Source organism: Pseudomonas sp. CIP-10 (genome assembly GCF_020911845.1).
GTDB lineage: Bacteria > Pseudomonadota > Gammaproteobacteria > Pseudomonadales > Pseudomonadaceae > Aquipseudomonas > Aquipseudomonas alloputida.
Genome location: NZ_CP087160.1, coordinates 3,131,926 through 3,147,336 on the forward strand (window position 1 = coordinate 3,131,926; position 15,411 = coordinate 3,147,336).

The following is a 15,411-nucleotide window of genomic DNA, read 5'->3' on the forward strand; positions in this document are numbered from 1 at the left end:
GTTGAGGCCGACCTCTCACGGATGCCTTTTCATCATGAAATCATTGCCTCGCATTACCCTGTTGTGCGCCGCGCTGCTTGCCGTGGCCGCCTGCTCCAGCAACCGCGTGGACCCCAAGGATTACTCCGGCTTCCTCAAAGACTACAGCCGGCTGCAAGAGGCCAAGAGCCCGTCGGGTGACCCGGTCATGCGCTGGATCGACCCCAAGGTCAATATCAATCAATACAGCCAGGTATTCGTCGAGCCAAGCCAGTTCTACCCCAAGCCGCAGCCCACAACGGTTATCTCGCAGCAGACGCTGCAGGAAATCACCCGCTACTTCAACGAGGCCCTGCGCCGCGAAATGGGCAGCGTGATGCCGTTGGCCAAGGGGCCTGGCCCGGGCGTGATCGTGGTACGCCCGGCGATCACGGCAGTGTCCACCAGTAACGAGGGCCTCAAGCCTTACGAGGTGATCCCTATCGCGCTTATCGCGGCAGGAGTGAATACCGCCATGGGTGGCCGTGACCAGGACGTGGATGTCGGTGTGGAGGCAGCGTTCCTGGACGGCGCCAGCCAGAAGGTACTGGCCCAGGTGGTCCGCAAGGGCGCGGGCCAGGAACTGGAGAACGACACCCAGAAGCTGACCTTGAATGACGTCAAGCCGGTGCTCGATGGCTGGGCCAAAGACATGCGTGCGAGCTTCCTGGCAGCCAAGCAGAAAGGCCGCTGAGTCCGTCGCAACCGGGTTCAGGAGCGGCCCATCGTGACACAAGGCCGCTCCAGTTGACCGCGTTAAAACTCAGCACTCGACAAAAGCGACCGCCAAACCGCCGCGCGAGGTTTCCTTGTAATTGGCATGCATGTCCGCCCCGGTATCACGCATGGTGCGGATCACCCGGTCGAGCGAGATGAAGTGCTCGCCATCCCCCCGCAGCGCCATCTGCACAGCATTGATCGCCTTGACCGCAGCAATCGCATTGCGCTCGATGCACGGCACCTGCACCAGGCCACCCACCGGGTCGCAGGTCAGCCCCAGGTTGTGCTCCAGGGCAATTTCGGCGGCGTTTTCAAGCTGGGGCGGCGTAGCACCCAGTACCTGCGCCAAGCCGGCAGCAGCCATCGAACAGGCTGAGCCCACCTCCCCCTGACAACCCACCTCGGCACCGGAAATCGAGGCGTTCTTTTTGCACAGGATGCCAACCGCCGCTGCGCCAAGCAGGAAGTCCACCACATCAGCATCGCAGGCACCGGGGTTGAACTTCATGTAATAGTGCAGCACCGCCGGGATAATGCCGGCTGCCCCGTTGGTGGGCGCGGTAACCATACGCCCACCGGCGGCATTCTCTTCATTGACCGCCAAGGCGAACAGGTTGACCCACTCCATGGCGCCAAGGGTCGAGCCGATCACGTTGGGCTTGCCCAACTCCTGCAGGCTGCGATGCAACCGCGCGGCGCGGCGCTTGACGTGCAAGCCGCCCGGCAGGACGCCCTCGTTGCGCAGGCCGTTCGCCACGCACTCACGCATGGCCGCCCAGATGCGCAGCAAGCCTTCGCGCACCTCGGCCTCCGGGCGCCAGGCGCACTCGTTGGCCATCATCAGTTGCGCCACGCTCAGGTTGTGGGCCTTGCACAAAGCCAGCAGTTGGGCACCACTGTCGAATTCATAAGGCAGCATCACGGCATTCGTGTCGCTTGCCGGCGCATCGATCTCGGCTTGCTCGACGATGAAGCCGCCGCCCACCGAAAAATAGGTCTGGCTCAACAGGCTGTGCTGCCCGTCCATGGCTTCCAGGCTCATGGCATTGGGGTGATAAGGCAGGCTCTCGTCGAGCAGCAGCATGTCACGGCCATAGTCGAAGGCCAGCGGATGGCTACCGTCGAGCATCAGGCAGTGCTCTTGCAGGACCTGTCCGATGCGCGACTCGATGGTGGACGGGTCGATACGGTCCGGCCACTGGCCCATCAAGCCTAGCAGGCACGCGCGGTCGGTGGCATGGCCAACCCCGGTAGCCGACAGCGAGCCATACAGCCGCACTTGCACGCGCGTTACCCGCGCCAGCACCCCCTGCTCACGCAAGGCCTGGGCAAAGGTAGCCGCCGCCCGCATCGGGCCCACGGTATGGGAACTGGACGGCCCGATGCCAATTTTGAAAAGGTCGAAAACACTGATAGCCATGCTAATGCCTGACCCTACCCTGATATGCATCCAGGGTACGGTTGTCTGAAGAAATTGAGCGTTATTGCGAACTTGCGCGATACTGCCGCGCTGGCTCACGGATGACCAACGAAACCTCCTAAGCAAGCCTTTAGTGGTACTAAACGATGCGACGACAACTCAATGGTCAGATGTTCGTCTGGCTGCATGTATTTGCCTGCGCAGCCCGGCACTTGTCCTTCACCCGCTGTGCCGAAGAGCTGCACATCACCCCGGGCGCGGTCAGCCAGCAGATGCGCCAACTGGAAGAGCGCCTGGGCTACCGGCTGTTCCTGCGCCGGGCGCGCGGCGTGGAGCTGAGCGCCGAGGGGCAACGCCTGGCCCAGACGGTGGCCGAGGCCTACGGCAGTATCGAAGCCGAGCTGCTGCGGCTGGACGCGGGGGAAATCCGCGGCACATTGCGTGTGCGTTCGATCCCCTCGTTCCTGGCCAAATGGCTCACGCCGCGCTTACCGCGTTTTCAACAGCGCTACCCGGACATCGAACTGCGCCTGGTCGCCGAAGACAGCGCCCAGGCGCTGACCCCGGGTGACTTCGACCTGGCCATCGACCTGAACGATGGTAGCTACCCAGGCATGCTCTCGACGCCGCTGCTGGACGAGCAGATCTTCCCGGTGTGCTCACCTGCACTGCTACGCGGGCGCCCACCGCTGCACGGCCCCGCTGACCTGGCGCACTACCCGCTGCTGCATGACATCACCGCCTGGCGTGGCAGTTCGGAATATGCCGAGTGGGAGTTCTACCTGGAAGGCATCGGCGCCGCCGGCCTGGATGTGCGGCGCGGGCACACTTTCAACCGCAACCACCTGACCATCGAGGCGGCGATTGCCGGTATCGGCGTGGCGATTGCACGACGCACGCTGCTCAATGACGAACTGGAGCGCGGCGCACTGATCGTGCCCTTTGGTGTACCGATCGCCAACCACAAGCGTTATGTGGTGCATTACCCGCCAGGCGGCTTGAACCAGCCAGGTGCGCGGGCGGTGCACGACTGGCTGGTGGAAGAAGCGCGGGGGTTCAGGGCGTTGCATCCGTTGAACAAGGAATAGCCACTTGGGCGCGCTTGAGCAGGAGCGCTTCGCTCAATAAGCCTGCTTACCGGTGAAGGCATTGAGCGTGCGCACCAGGATCACGAAGTCCAGCCACAACGACCAGTTGTTGATGTACTCGATGTCCGAGTCGACTCGCTGGATCATTTGCTCGATATCCTTGGTCTCCCCCCTGAACCCGCGCACCTGCGCCAAACCTGTCATGCCGGGCTTGATATTGTGGCGGGCAAAGTAGTCAACGATATCCTGCGAATACAAGGTGTCATGTTGCAAGGCATGCGGCCGCGGCCCTACCAGGGACATTTCCCCGGTCAGCACATTGAACAATTGTGGCAGTTCATCAAGGCTTGTACGCCGGATAAAGGCGCCGACCCGGGTCAACCGTGGGTCATTCTTCTGCGCCTGCTTGACCACACCTGCTTCCGGTTGGTGAACATGCATGCTGCGAAACTTCCAGATACGGAACGATTCTCCTGTCCAGCCGGTACGTTCCTGGCGGAAGAACACCGGCCCGCGGCTGTCGATCTTGATGGCCAGCGCAATAGCCAGCAATACGGGTGATGCAAACAGCAAAATCAACGCGGCCAGCACCCGGTCCTCAAGGTTTTTCAAGAACAGGCTCATGCCCGTCAAGGGTGTCTCCGACAAGGTCAGCACCGGAATGCCGGCAATTTCCCGCACGCTGTGGTTGATCAGGCGCAACGAAAAGATATCCGGCACCCAGTTCACCGCAATGCACTTGTCGAGCAACTTGAAGTAAACGTCGTTGATGACCTCGGAGCCACCCAGTGGCGTCACCAGGTACACCGTACGAATACCGTGTTGGGCCACCAGCTCGTCGAGGTCGCCAATATGCCCCAGCACTGGCAGGCGCTGCTTGCCCTCGGCACTCTCCAACCCCTGCCCATCGCCTTTGTCGAGCAGCACGCAGCCCAGCACTCGTTCGCCAAACCACGGGTTGTTGCTGATTTTCTGATACAGGAAGTTGGCCAGGTCACCGTTGCCGATGATCAGGGCATTGTCCAGGCGTGCATGCGCACTAAAGCGCTTTTGCAGTTCGCGCACGGCAAAATGCAAAAATAGCTGGGCGACATAACCAATGACGAACAGTTGCACCACCAATAGCCGTGAATAGGTTTCGCTCTGTTTGGTCAGGAACGCCATGACGACCAGGAAGCAAAACGTTGCCGACCAGGCCTTGAACAGGCGGAACGCCTTGATCGAAAGCCCGACGTTGGTGCGGTAGATGGCGTAATGATCATAAATGACTGCCAGTGCGCCAATCAGCAACAGCAGCATGATCACGTAATCGGATGTGATATAGCCGAACTGGTCGTAGATCAGGTACCAGGCAATACCGGTGACGGCAATACCATCGAGGCCGGCCTGAATGGCGTTACTGACACTGCTTCTTCTCTGGAGTAAGGAACGACTGCTTCTGGGTTCGAAAACCATTTCAGACCTCATCAAAATGAGCGTAGCAAGTGCCTTCCATCAAACAGCAAGTCTTGAAAACAGGTTACGCAAAACCCGTGCAGCAGGCGCGTGGCGCCCTCAAGCGATTGATATCACTGTAGCAGCCACCCGCTGCTGGCGTACCCGGAATCACCGCTTGTGCGAACTTTGACCGATTCATAGGGCCCGCCTGGCCGAAACCGCCGCCCGCCGGTACAGCAGGGTGCGCAACAGGAATAGCGGATTGCCCACTACGTAACGCATGAACAGGCGCTTGGGTTCGCGCAGCAGGCGGTACAGCCACTCGCCCCCCAAACGCCGCAGCCATTCGGGGGCACGGCTGACCTTGCCGCCGAGGAAGTCCAGGATCGCCCCACCGCACACGATCAGGCATGGCCCACCAGTGACTGCCAACTCCGCTGCCACCGCTTCTTGCTTGGGCATGCCCATGCCCAGCACGATCAGCTCGGGTTGCTGCTCGCGGGCCAACTGCAAATAGGTTTCAAGGCTGGCGAAACCATCGTGAACCGACACCGGCACGATGCCAAACTCGGCTTCACAGCGCCGCACGGCCTGGTCCAGGTAGGGTTGCCGGGTGCCCCAGAAGGCGACCTTGCGCCCTCGGTAAGCAGCCATGAGCCTGGGAATGAAGTCAGTGCCGTTCATGTTCAGCCCAGGTTCCAGGCCCAGGCGGCGATACAGAATCGCCATACCGGCGCCATCGCGCAGCAGCACATCTGCGGCCGACAGTGCCTGGCTGTAGCCACCATCGCGCACCACCAGGTTCATCGCATGGGCGTTGACGAAGCCCAGCACGGTGCCCGTATCCGGCGTAGTCAGGCGGTCGAGAAGACGCTGCACAGCGGCGTCATCAGCGATCACTTCCAGCTGGTCGATCACACGCTTCCAGCGATTCTGCCACTGATCCATCAGTCGTCATCCCGTTTTGAACGCACCCATTCAACCTGGCGCTTGATCAGGAAACTCAGGTACAAGGGAATTTTCCTGGCCGCGTAAAACGGCGCGTACAACAACACCGAGAACGGTATCACTTCACGGCAGAAGCGCGCCCAGGCCAACATCACGGCGAAGGCCAGCAATGCCAAACCGGCAAAGGCGAGCCACGCGGGCGCCGCCAGGCCGAACAGCAGGTACGCCAGCCAGGTCACCAGGTTAAGCCCGAGCAAGGTCAGTACCAGCAACGCCAGGGGCGGCACCAGCAGGTCCAGGGTCAAGGCCGCCAGGCTAGCGTTGCGCTGGGTGATTGCAGCCATCGCCCGTTTGGGTGCGTCGGCAAGCATCAAGCCCAGATGGCCATGCTCCCAGCGGGTGCGTTGGCTGTTGAGGCCTTGCTGGCTGAGCGGGAACTGACTAGTGACCAGTGCCTCGGGGCAGAAAGCAGGCGGTTTACCCTGCTGGCAAAGGTCCAGGCCCAGCTTCACATCCTCGACCAGATGACCATTGGCCAGGTTGATCAGGCTCAGATCGTGCCAGCCGAACGCCATGCCCGCGCCCATCAGCTGGCATGGCAGGCCCAAGCGCGCCCAGCCGCGTGGCCGCACCAGGTTCTTGACCCGCCAGGCAAACTCGGCAACTTGCACCCGCAACCCGGCACCTGCCGGTGCACGCATCAGGTACAGCGACTGTACCGGGCGGGCAAGTGCGTGGCAGCGGCGCGCCAGGCAATCGATCGCCCCCTCGCCCACCTGGCAGTCGGCATCCACCACGATGACCACCTCGGGCGGCCGCTGAGCCAGATGGCGCACGCCGAAATCCAATGCGTAACCTTTGCCGCGCAACCGCGTATCGTGGCGCTCTACCACTTCGGCGCCGGCCTCACGTGCCAACTGGGCCGTGTCATCCGAACAGTTGTCCGCCACGACCAGCAAGCGGTCGCCGTCCAGCAGTTGCGGCGTAACGCTCGCCAGCATCGCGCGAATGATCAATGCCTCATCGTGGGCGGGCACCAACACCGCCACTCGCGGGCGCTCGCCAATGCCCTTGGGCCTCGACCGCGCCGGCAGGCAAGCCAGCAACACTTGCAGCACCAGCACCAACACCGGTACCAGGACGATGATCGCCAACAGGCCCAGTAACCAACCCAATACACTTATCATGCGTATGCCTTGAAATAGCCGGCCAGCCTGGCCGCCTCGGTGTCGATGTCATGCCGTTGCACCACACGCTGGTAGGCCACCTCGCCCATGCGCTGCAGTACCTCGGCCGGTTGCGCCAGGCAGTCGGCCATGGCTGTTGCCAGCTCGTCCACGGCGCCGGCAGGGAACAGCCAGCCGTTCTCGCCAGGCCGCACCAGCTCGGGGATACCCGCTACATAGGTGGTGAGCACGGGCCGACGCAAGGCCATGGCCTCCATGATGACCACGGGCAAGCCCTCGGCGAAACTGGGTAGCACCAGCGCACGGGCGGCCAGGATTTCCTCACGTACCTGCGCACTGCTGATCCAGCCAGTGATACGCACTTGCTGCTGCAAGCCGTGACGGGCAATCAAGGCCTCGATCTGCTCGCGCATTTCACCGTCACCCGCCAGCACCAGCTCGAAGGTGATCGACTGGGCAGCGAGACAGCGCGCCGCTTCGAGCAACAGCAGCTGGCCCTTCTGTTCGCACAGGCGCCCAACACACACCAGCCGTGGCGCCGATGGCACATCGACTGACGCCACCTCATGGAAACCACGCTCCAGTCCGCAATGCACCACCTTCACCTTGCCCCAGTGCTCGTGCGCCACCCAACGGTACAGCTGGCTTCGTCCGTACGAGCTCACCGCCGCGACAAAGGCGGCGCGCTGCACCTTCTCACCCATGTGCAAGAACTGTGGTTTGTCGAATTCTTCCGGCCCGTGCACGGTAAAGCTGTATGCCGGCCCGCCCAGGACGTTGGCCAGCATCACCACTTCAGTAGAGTTGGTGCCGAAATGCGCGTGCACATGTGTTGCCTCCCCAGCCTGCAACCATTGCAGCACCAGGCAGGCCTCGGCCAGGTAGACCAGGTGGTAGGGCCAGGCACGGTCGGCCCGCAGGCCAAGGCGCATGGCCAGCCCCAGCGCCTGGAAAAACCGCCGCGGCTGCGTACGCAGTACTTGCCACGTCGGTGCCAACAACCCCTTGAGCCCACCTTGCAATACGTAGCGGGTCTTGCCCCGTTCGGTTGCGTCCTCGGCATCCTGCACCTCGGCGTCCCACCCACGCAGGGCTATACGTTGCACCTCAACCCCCTGGCGCTCCAGCGCCAGAATTTCGCGACGGATGAAACTGTGGCTGACTTTCGGGTACTGATTGATGAAGTAAGCAATATGCATACGAATCCAGATCCAAACCCGCTTGATGACCAACCTTCCCTGGCAACCTTCACTTCAGGCTGTCGACTACGGGCGGCCTGTCTACTGCCGATGCACTCACAGCAAATGCATCCCCCTGTTTTCCTTGTAGTCCAAGGTTGTGGTTGCTGCTTGGCAATGCTGCCTGCAAGCGGGTGAAAACATCGTCAAGCAATGCCTGGCGGCGGCGGTACATCGCCCGTTTCTTGGCCGGAATGTCAGCTTCCGCCCGTTGCGCCGGTGCTAGAGGCAGGCTAAAAAAGTCCTCACGGTCAGACGCTGTGGCGCCATGTTCCTGCCATATCACGTCGTAGTTGGCCGCCAGGTCCTGGCCCTTGTCGCTGCCAAAATAGGGATGGCGATGGTGCCGGCAGGCGTCACTGACGGCATACAGCTGTGTCACACCCAGGGTCCTGCCCAGGCATTTCAACGCTTCGAGCAACAGGCTGCGTGGCCGCAACCCTTCGAAGTCCTTGGTCAGGTCACGGTAGATAGCCAGTGAGGTTTCGCTGTCGATACCTTTGTGAATACCCTGCACCGCACCGATGAACAGGCTGGTCTCACCTTGGCTGCGGCCCAGGGTGAAGGCCAGGGATGCCACACGCAGGTCGGCCTGGAACAGGTTCAGCACCAGCTCGCCTTCGCGCTTGAACCAGATTGGTCGGTCCAGTACCAGGCAACAGCCCGGCGAGTGGCTGGACAGGTCACACAACTTCAGGTTTTCGTCGCGCCCCAGCAACAGCAACGCCGGGAACTGCCCAGCCACCTGTTCAAAGTGCGAAGCCACCACCTCCAGACGCTGTGGCGCCTCCCAGCATCGGCTGATGTAAGGCCATTGCACGACACCGATACAATCCACACCCAGGCGCTGCAAACCGTGCGGGCCCAGCGCCGCCGTCATGCGCTGCAGGAACCCGTTCAGCTCAGGCCACTGCCTGGCGATCTGCCGTGCCAACTTGTACTTGTTGTGCATCGCCCGCAACGAGTAACCCGGTTGCAAGGTAAACACGCTTTTCACGAGGGTGCCGAGCATCATGGGGTTCTCTCACTTGTACTCGATCAAAGCCGATTTGCCAGCCGCAAGGCGGTGGCGCAGGAACTTCAGCTGGCCGAGCATTTCCGGAAATTTGCCCAACACCAGAAACACAGCCTGCAGCCAGTTCTCGCGCGTCGACTTGCCGCCGCGGCGGGCCAGGCGCACGGCCTGCAGTGGGTAGATCAACAGCAAGAGCAGGCCCCAGCCGCCCAGCAGCAGGCAGGCCAGCGCGATCACCAAGGGTATGCCCAGGCCCCACAACCAGGCCCGACGTGACTCACGCAGCCAATGCCGCTCGGGTGGCTGGCCATGCAGGTAGGCGCCCTCGGCATAGGCGTGCCCAGCACGCAGGCTACGCCGCCACCACTGGCTGAAACGGGTCATGCCGGCATCGTGCAGGGTCATCTCGGCAGCCAGTCGCCAGATTTTCCAGCCGTTGGCCCGCAAACGCACACACAGTTCAGGCTCTTCTCCGGCAATCAGGTCAGGCCGGAAGCCACCCACAGCTGCAAAAGCGTCTGCCCGCATCAGTGCATCGCCGCCACAGGCCTTGGCCTCACCGACCGGGGTATCCCACTCCAGGTCGCACAGCAAGTTGTACACCGACCGCTGCGGAAAGCGCTCACGCCGGCGACCACACACCACTGCCACGGCGGGGTGCTGCTCAAGAAAAGCCTGCGCCGTGGCCAGCCAGCTGGCATTCACCTCGCAGTCGCCATCGACGAACTGTACCAGTTGCATCGATGGCAACAGGCGCTGCAAGGCGGCAAAACCTTCATTGCGGGCGCGTGCGGCGGTGAACGGGATACTCATGTCCAGCGCCAGTACTGCCACGCCAAGGTTGGCGGCCAACTGCAGCGAACCATCGGTGGAACCCGAGTCGACGTACATGACTTTGTCGGCCCCGTGCGCCAGCGAAACAAGGCAGCGCTCGAGGCGCTGGCCTTCATTGCGGCCGATTACCACCACCCCGATCACCGTTGCCATAGGCCTCACTCGACCGATGCCACGGCGGCCGGTTGCCGGGCCTTGATGATGGCCGGCACCCCCACTGCCAGTGAATTGTCAGGCACATCTACCAGCACGACGGCATTGGCGCCGATGATCACGTTGTTGCCGATGCGAATACTGCCCAGCACCTTGGCCCCGGTGCCGATGTCGACGTTGTTGCCGAACACCGGGGCAATCGGCTCGTCGACATTCTTCAGGCCCACCACCACGCCGTTGCGGATACGGCAGTCATCGCCGAAGCGGGCATAGCCGCTGACAACGATGCCGCCAAAATGATCGATGACGAAGTTGCGCCCGATCACCACTTCGCACGGCAGTTCGATACCGGTGATGATCTGGACGAATTTGAACAGCACCTTGTAGATGAGCGAGCACAGTTTGCGCAGCAGTGCCGGGCGCAGCGTATAGCGCCAGCGGCCAAAGCGGTACACCAGCAATACCCAGAAGCCCTGGGCGCCCCAGTCCCCGCCATGGGCACGCAGGTCGGCGCGAATATTCTCGAACATGGCTCCACCTACCTTGTCGGTTGGCTGGCGTACCGGGTCTTGAACAGCAAAGACCAGGTTGCCCGGCAATGACGCCAGCAGGCCTGTATGGCGCCCCAGCCGCGTCGTTTCAACAGCACCTTGAGTGCCAGCACCAAGTCGCCCAGCGTCACCAGCAGCATGTGCAGGGCAAGCCCCGCCACCCCGTGATGCTTGCGAAAGTACAGCAACTCGCTTTCGATCTGATAGGACGAGATCTGCCGGCTGGCGGCCTCCAGCTCCGCCACCGACTTGGAGCTTTCGCCACCGATATGCACCACCGTGGTATGCGGGTAAAACACCACTTTCCAGCCCGCTTCCTTCACCCGCTTGCAGTGGTCCACCTCCTCGTAATAAAGGAAATAGCGCGGGTCGAACAAACCCACCTTGTCGAGTACTTCGCGGCGTACCAGGTAGAAGCAGCCGGGCAACCAGTCACACTCGCGCACAGAGGCGTGGTCCCAGTTCATTTCGTCGACCATCTTCAGCCCTGGGAAGAACCGCCCCAACCCGGTACGCCCAACGAACACATTGAGCGGCGTGGGGAAGTAGCGACAGCTTGGTTGCAGGTCGCCATCGCGACCCTCCAGGCGCACCCCCAGTACGCCGCACTCCGGGTGGGCGTCCATGTAGTCGAGCGTTTTTTGCAGCGAGTCGGCGGCAACGAAGGCATCGGTATTGAGCAGCAAGGCGTACTTGCCCTTGAGGTGCGCCAACAACTGGTTGTTGGCCCGGCCGAACCCCACGTTCTGCTTGTTGCTCAGCAGCAGAGCCTCGGGGCACACCTGGGCCATGCGCTGCACCGAGTCATCGCGCGAGGCATTGTCGACCACCAGGTAGCTGGCCAGCCGCTCGCTGTCGGCCCGGCGCAGTGCATCGAACATCGGCTGCAGCAGTCCAGCGGTATTGAAGTTCACCACCATGACATCCACAGGTTTGCTAGCCATTTTTGCCGTCCCCGAAGAAATACTGACGTCTTTGCGCCATCAATAGCGGTTCAACTTCCGGGTCATAGGCCCCGTTGCGCTGCTTCACCAGGTCTATCCATGGGTAGGCTTCGCAACGTGCCTCGACCCGTTGGATCAACTGCTCGGTGGTACAGATGAACACGGCCGGGTTGCCACCATAGACGGTGCCTGGTGGCACGTCCTTGGTCACCACCGCCCCCGCCGCCACGATGGATTCGGGCCCGATGGTCACGCGAGGCATCACGATCGCACCATGGCCGATGAAGCAATTGTCCTTGATGTCGATGAAACCGACCGAATCCAGGTGCTTGCCAAAGCGATGCTCGATCAGCAATACCACCCCGTCATGACCGATCAAGGTGCAGTCGGACAGGCCCACGCTGTTGCCGATGCGGACCAGCGACGGGTCGAGAAACTTGCAGCCTGTATTGACGAAGAAATTGCTGCCAACCGAGTGAAAGTTGCCCCATCGGGCCAGATAGGCCCCCCATTCAAGACCAGAGGGGTTGCAGAACCTCCTGTAGAATTTGCCCCCTCGCCCGGTTGCATGGGCGTAGTGCGCCACTGCCTTGCGTATCCATCCCTTCATACTGCCTGGCCTCGCGATCTGAACAATCTGGAGTGTCCTGAGGCGTTCCGGTCTCGTTCTTCTAGGTGCTGACCGCATCGCACTCACCCGTGTACAACCCGCATCACGCAGCGGCGCTGCCGGCCGCTTTCATCTTGTTATCGAGGTGGTCGGCCAGCCGCACGGCAAATTGCAACAGCGGCATGGTCGGGTTGGAGGCGCCGCCCTTGGCAAAAATGCTGCTGCCGGCGACATACAGGTTTTCGGTACCGAACACCTTGCAATTGGCATCGACTACACCGAACTGCGGCGAGGCGGCCATACGCGTGGTGCCCATGTGATGGGCATGGGGTGCCATTTTCAGCGGAATCGAGGTGTCATAGACGAAATCGTTGAGTTTGACGAACCCCAGATCCATGTCGGCGAACTGCTTGGCCAATTCGCTGCCAATGCACTTGATGGTGTGCCGGTCTTCGGCGCTCAGCACCCAATTGACATTGACCTTGGCCACGCCCAGCGCATCCTTCTCGTCCAGCAGCGAAATACGGCTGTGCAGGTTGGGGAACTGCTCGATCATGGTGCTGATCACGCCGTCACCCGGGCAACTGAACTTGGCGACGAAGGCGACCTTGTTGGCAAACCCCATGTCGCAGGCCAGGCTCTCGAGAAAATACTTGACCTCGGCAGTGCGGCCATAGGTTTTCACATCGGCCAGCAGGGCGGCGGTGACATTGCCTTTACCGGCCTTGTACTCGTCGACGAAAGCATCGGTGGTGTAGTACTGGCGCGGCTCTGGGTCCTGCCCGGACTTAAGGATAAAAGTGCCCATTTCGATGTTCAGGTGTTCCATGAAACACCCGCCTACCAGCCCTTCCTTGCCCACCACGCCTGCGGCCACCAAGGTCTCGCTGTTGAGCAACTGCCGGGCATTCTCGATGGCACCTGTGGCCAGAATGAAATTGCCAGCCACCAGGCGTTGACGATTGCGCTCATAGTCGGACAACACCACCGCAGCCAGGTGGCCGGAAGCCTTGTCGAACTCCAGGTCGACGCAATTACAGTTGATGAATACGTCCAGGCCTGGGGTCTGCTCCAGTGCTGAAGCGTACTTTTGCGCAAAGCGTGTCGGCGTGCTGAGCAGAAAACGGTCTGCCTCGAAGTCACCACCATTGAGGCCGGCATTCATTGCGCGAAAATCCGAGCCAGGCGCCAGATCGACGATCTCCATCGCTGCCGGCAGGAAGCCTTCGATCTCCGAGTAGGGAATTGGCCAGCCCGGCAAGTCGCCTGGCGGGGCGACGGCAAAATCCGAGGGAGTAAATGGACGACAACGGCCAGCCCAGTGATTGGAGGTACCACCCAGGTAACGCAGGCGGGTTTCCTCGGCATACAGTTCCAGGCCGGTGGATGAGCACGCGTACAAGCCTTGCGAGTGCGGCGCATATTCACGCCCCCCGCCTTCGGCGATCATGACGCTCCAGCCGGCGGCTGCCAGGCGCAAGCCCAAGGTTATACCCGCCGGGCCGGCCCCGATGATGCAGAAGTCATAGTGGTCGCGCAGCGCCTTCTGCTGCTGAAAGTCCTTGATCATACTGACGCGTTCCGGAAGTAACGGGACGGTAATACCCAACCGTTGATTACCACGAATCCGGGCTTTTCGACCGGCTTGCCGGCAACGGCCGCCGAGGCGCCGAACACCGCCCCCCCCACACTGAGCAAGACACAACTCTGGAGAAAACCTCTACGACCCAACTGCGCATTACAAAAAGTGAGCTTCTCCATGATCCCGTGACCTGTAGCCATGAAAGTTACACCCAGCAAACTGCGCTACAGCCAGTTGAAAAAGGCCGTCAACAGTGCCCCGCACAGCGCCCCGACCAGCAACATCGGCAGTACCATCAGCTCACGTTTGAGGCTGAAGATATCCAGTTTGCAGTTCACATACACAACCAGCACAAGCGTTGGCACAGCATGCAGGGCAACCCCCCAGATCGCCCACTCCACCCCGCCAATTGCCAGTAGTAGCGGCAACAGCCCCCATAACGAGACCAGGCGGATAATGTTGTCCATGGCCTGGTACTTGGTCAGGCCCAAGGCAATCCACACCTGATGAGCCAAGGTATAGCGCAATACGATGAACGATAGCGAGAGAATCGCCAGCATCGGCCCGGCTTCGCGGTAGCGATCGTCATACATCCAGCCGATCAGCAGCGGGCTGGCGGTCAGGAAACCGCCACAAATGAACAGCACCAGCAGGTCGACCAGCAGCCGAAAACGGAAATACAGCGCTTTCAGGCGCGGCTTGTCGTCGGCCCTGGCCGCCTCGCTGAAAGCAGGCAGCGCCACCGCGCCGACAATTTTCATGAGCGCGGTCTGCACCGCACCCAGGATCAGCACGGCGATCGAATACACACCCAGTTGCGCCGCCGACATGCTGGCGCCAAACCATATGCGGTCGCCGTACATCGCCAGCACGCCGACCATCGACGACAACAGGATCCAACGGCCAAACACGATCAACTCGGTGAGCGCCGAACGGTCCCAGCGCAGGTGGTTGTTGGGCCCCTCCAGGGCGGTGTGCCCCAGCACGGTCCAGACGACCGCCGAAACCAGGCCTGATAACACCAGCGCCCAGATCGAATGGGTCAGCAAGCCCAGCACCAGCATCACCACCAGGCCAGCCACCTGCGAGGCAAGGTCGACCAGCACCACGCGCTTTTGTTGGAAAGTTCGTACCGCCACATCTATCTTGGTGGACTGGAAACCCCAGATGACCGCCGACAGGCCGGTGACCGCCAGTACCATCGGCAGTACCGGCGCGGCATAAGTAGAGTCTGCCGGCCACAGCTCAGCCAGTTGTGCCAACCAGGCCCCCAGGGCCAGCAGCAGGGTAAGGGCAAACAGCAGGAAACCGCGGATGATCTGCACGGTCCAGGCGGTATTGAGAAAATCTGGATCGTCACCACGGTGGCTCTGGATGATGTTCTGGCGCAGGCCGACATCGGAAAGCAAATGCAGCAGTATCGAAACAGTGGTAGCAATGACCATCACGCCGAACATTTCCGGCAGCAGCAATCGGGCCATGATCAGATTGCCGCCCAGGCGCATCACCTGTGAAGCCACCTGCGAGACCAGGTTCCACGACCCGGCCCTCAGGGCACGCTTGCGCAGGCTCGCGGCAGCTGACACATCAATCGACGGCATGACTTCAATCTCTGACTGATTGGCTAAAAGTCACTATAGTTTCAATTAGCCACGATGCTAGCCGT

General features: G+C 61.4%; 14 protein-coding genes. 2 read left to right on the top strand and 12 right to left on the bottom strand.

The features are described 5' to 3' along the window. The first annotated feature begins 34 nt into the window (after nt 1-34). Complete coding sequence (locus LMH93_RS14220) at nt 35-712, top strand: DUF3313 domain-containing protein (protein ID WP_014756658.1); 678 nt, start codon at nt 35-37, stop codon at nt 710-712. 69 nt (nt 713-781) lie between these two features. Here the strand turns inward: LMH93_RS14220 and LMH93_RS14225 are convergent, their stop codons facing one another. Continuing rightward, nucleotides 782-2,158 carry an L-serine ammonia-lyase gene (locus tag LMH93_RS14225; RefSeq protein ID WP_070095475.1) on the bottom strand — a complete coding sequence of 459 codons (1,377 nt, stop codon included), beginning with the start codon at nt 2,156-2,158 and terminating at the stop codon, nt 782-784. Between the two features lie 146 nt (nt 2,159-2,304). Between LMH93_RS14225 and LMH93_RS14230 the strand changes: the two genes are divergently transcribed. Next, the gene (locus LMH93_RS14230; protein ID WP_012052371.1) at nt 2,305-3,246 is read left to right on the top strand and encodes a LysR substrate-binding domain-containing protein; all 942 of its coding nucleotides are present in this window, start codon (nt 2,305-2,307) and stop codon (nt 3,244-3,246) included. 33 nt (nt 3,247-3,279) lie between these two features. Here the strand turns inward: LMH93_RS14230 and LMH93_RS14235 are convergent, their stop codons facing one another. The 11 genes from LMH93_RS14235 to LMH93_RS14285 form a co-directional block, all read right to left on the bottom strand. Further along, a complete protein-coding gene (locus LMH93_RS14235; protein WP_070095476.1) occupies nt 3,280-4,701 on the bottom strand; it encodes an undecaprenyl-phosphate glucose phosphotransferase in 1,422 nt (473 codons plus the stop codon). A 177-nt stretch (nt 4,702-4,878) separates the two neighbouring features. Next, a complete protein-coding gene (locus LMH93_RS14240) occupies nt 4,879-5,631 on the bottom strand; it encodes a WecB/TagA/CpsF family glycosyltransferase (protein WP_070095477.1) in 753 nt (250 codons plus the stop codon). After that, on the bottom strand, nt 5,631-6,818 hold the full coding sequence (locus LMH93_RS14245) for a glycosyltransferase family 2 protein (protein ID WP_047602867.1): 1,188 nt from the start codon (nt 6,816-6,818) through the stop codon (nt 5,631-5,633). The genes LMH93_RS14240 and LMH93_RS14245 overlap by 1 nt, the downstream gene beginning before the upstream one ends. Further along, on the bottom strand, nt 6,815-8,017 hold the full coding sequence (locus LMH93_RS14250; protein WP_230064288.1) for a glycosyltransferase: 1,203 nt from the start codon (nt 8,015-8,017) through the stop codon (nt 6,815-6,817). Before LMH93_RS14250 ends, LMH93_RS14245 begins: the two co-directional genes overlap by 4 nt. Nucleotides 8,018-8,066: 49 nt before the next feature. After that, the gene (locus tag LMH93_RS14255) at nt 8,067-9,071 is read right to left on the bottom strand and encodes a VirK/YbjX family protein (protein ID WP_182375052.1); all 1,005 of its coding nucleotides are present in this window, start codon (nt 9,069-9,071) and stop codon (nt 8,067-8,069) included. A gap of 9 nt (nt 9,072-9,080) precedes the next feature. Further along, nucleotides 9,081-10,058 carry a glycosyltransferase family 2 protein gene (locus tag LMH93_RS14260; RefSeq protein ID WP_012052376.1) on the bottom strand — a complete coding sequence of 326 codons (978 nt, stop codon included), beginning with the start codon at nt 10,056-10,058 and terminating at the stop codon, nt 9,081-9,083. 5 nt (nt 10,059-10,063) lie between these two features. Then, nucleotides 10,064-10,588 carry a serine O-acetyltransferase gene (locus tag LMH93_RS14265; protein WP_004374263.1) on the bottom strand — a complete coding sequence of 175 codons (525 nt, stop codon included), beginning with the start codon at nt 10,586-10,588 and terminating at the stop codon, nt 10,064-10,066. 8 nt (nt 10,589-10,596) lie between these two features. Continuing rightward, complete coding sequence (locus tag LMH93_RS14270; RefSeq protein WP_230064289.1) at nt 10,597-11,553, bottom strand: glycosyltransferase family 2 protein; 957 nt, start codon at nt 11,551-11,553, stop codon at nt 10,597-10,599. Further along, nucleotides 11,546-12,163: an acyltransferase gene (locus LMH93_RS14275; protein ID WP_004374256.1), complete on the bottom strand. Its 618-nt coding sequence runs from the start codon at nt 12,161-12,163 to the stop codon at nt 11,546-11,548. The genes LMH93_RS14270 and LMH93_RS14275 overlap by 8 nt, the downstream gene beginning before the upstream one ends. A gap of 103 nt (nt 12,164-12,266) precedes the next feature. Beyond that, nucleotides 12,267-13,733 (bottom strand): GMC oxidoreductase, encoded by a 1,467-nt coding sequence (locus LMH93_RS14280; RefSeq protein WP_004576284.1) that lies wholly within the window; start codon nt 13,731-13,733, stop codon nt 12,267-12,269. Nucleotides 13,734-13,969: 236 nt separating this feature from the next. Further along, nucleotides 13,970-15,346: an oligosaccharide flippase family protein gene (locus tag LMH93_RS14285; RefSeq protein WP_004374251.1), complete on the bottom strand. Its 1,377-nt coding sequence runs from the start codon at nt 15,344-15,346 to the stop codon at nt 13,970-13,972. Nucleotides 15,347-15,411: the final 65 nt, after the last annotated feature.

Bases quoted from the DNA above. Each gene is read 5' to 3' on its own strand.
- LMH93_RS14280 (WP_004576284.1), bottom strand. From the start codon at position 13,733: ATGATCAAGGACTTTCAGCAGCAGAAGGCGCTGCGCGACCACTATGAC.
- LMH93_RS14240 (WP_070095477.1), bottom strand. From the start codon at position 5,631: ATGGATCAGTGGCAGAATCGCTGGAAGCGTGTGATCGACCAGCTGGAA.
- LMH93_RS14255 (WP_182375052.1), bottom strand. From the start codon at position 9,071: ATGATGCTCGGCACCCTCGTGAAAAGCGTGTTTACCTTGCAACCGGGT.
- LMH93_RS14270 (WP_230064289.1), bottom strand. From the start codon at position 11,553: ATGGCTAGCAAACCTGTGGATGTCATGGTGGTGAACTTCAATACCGCT.
- LMH93_RS14225 (WP_070095475.1), bottom strand. From the start codon at position 2,158: ATGGCTATCAGTGTTTTCGACCTTTTCAAAATTGGCATCGGGCCGTCC.
- LMH93_RS14260 (WP_012052376.1), bottom strand. From the start codon at position 10,058: ATGGCAACGGTGATCGGGGTGGTGGTAATCGGCCGCAATGAAGGCCAG.
- LMH93_RS14285 (WP_004374251.1), bottom strand. From the start codon at position 15,346: ATGCCGTCGATTGATGTGTCAGCTGCCGCGAGCCTGCGCAAGCGTGCC.
- LMH93_RS14235 (WP_070095476.1), bottom strand. From the start codon at position 4,701: ATGGTTTTCGAACCCAGAAGCAGTCGTTCCTTACTCCAGAGAAGAAGC.
- LMH93_RS14250 (WP_230064288.1), bottom strand. From the start codon at position 8,017: ATGCATATTGCTTACTTCATCAATCAGTACCCGAAAGTCAGCCACAGT.
- LMH93_RS14220 (WP_014756658.1), top strand. From the start codon at position 35: ATGAAATCATTGCCTCGCATTACCCTGTTGTGCGCCGCGCTGCTTGCC.
- LMH93_RS14265 (WP_004374263.1), bottom strand. From the start codon at position 10,588: ATGTTCGAGAATATTCGCGCCGACCTGCGTGCCCATGGCGGGGACTGG.
- LMH93_RS14230 (WP_012052371.1), top strand. From the start codon at position 2,305: ATGCGACGACAACTCAATGGTCAGATGTTCGTCTGGCTGCATGTATTT.
- LMH93_RS14275 (WP_004374256.1), bottom strand. From the start codon at position 12,163: ATGAAGGGATGGATACGCAAGGCAGTGGCGCACTACGCCCATGCAACC.
- LMH93_RS14245 (WP_047602867.1), bottom strand. From the start codon at position 6,818: ATGATAAGTGTATTGGGTTGGTTACTGGGCCTGTTGGCGATCATCGTC.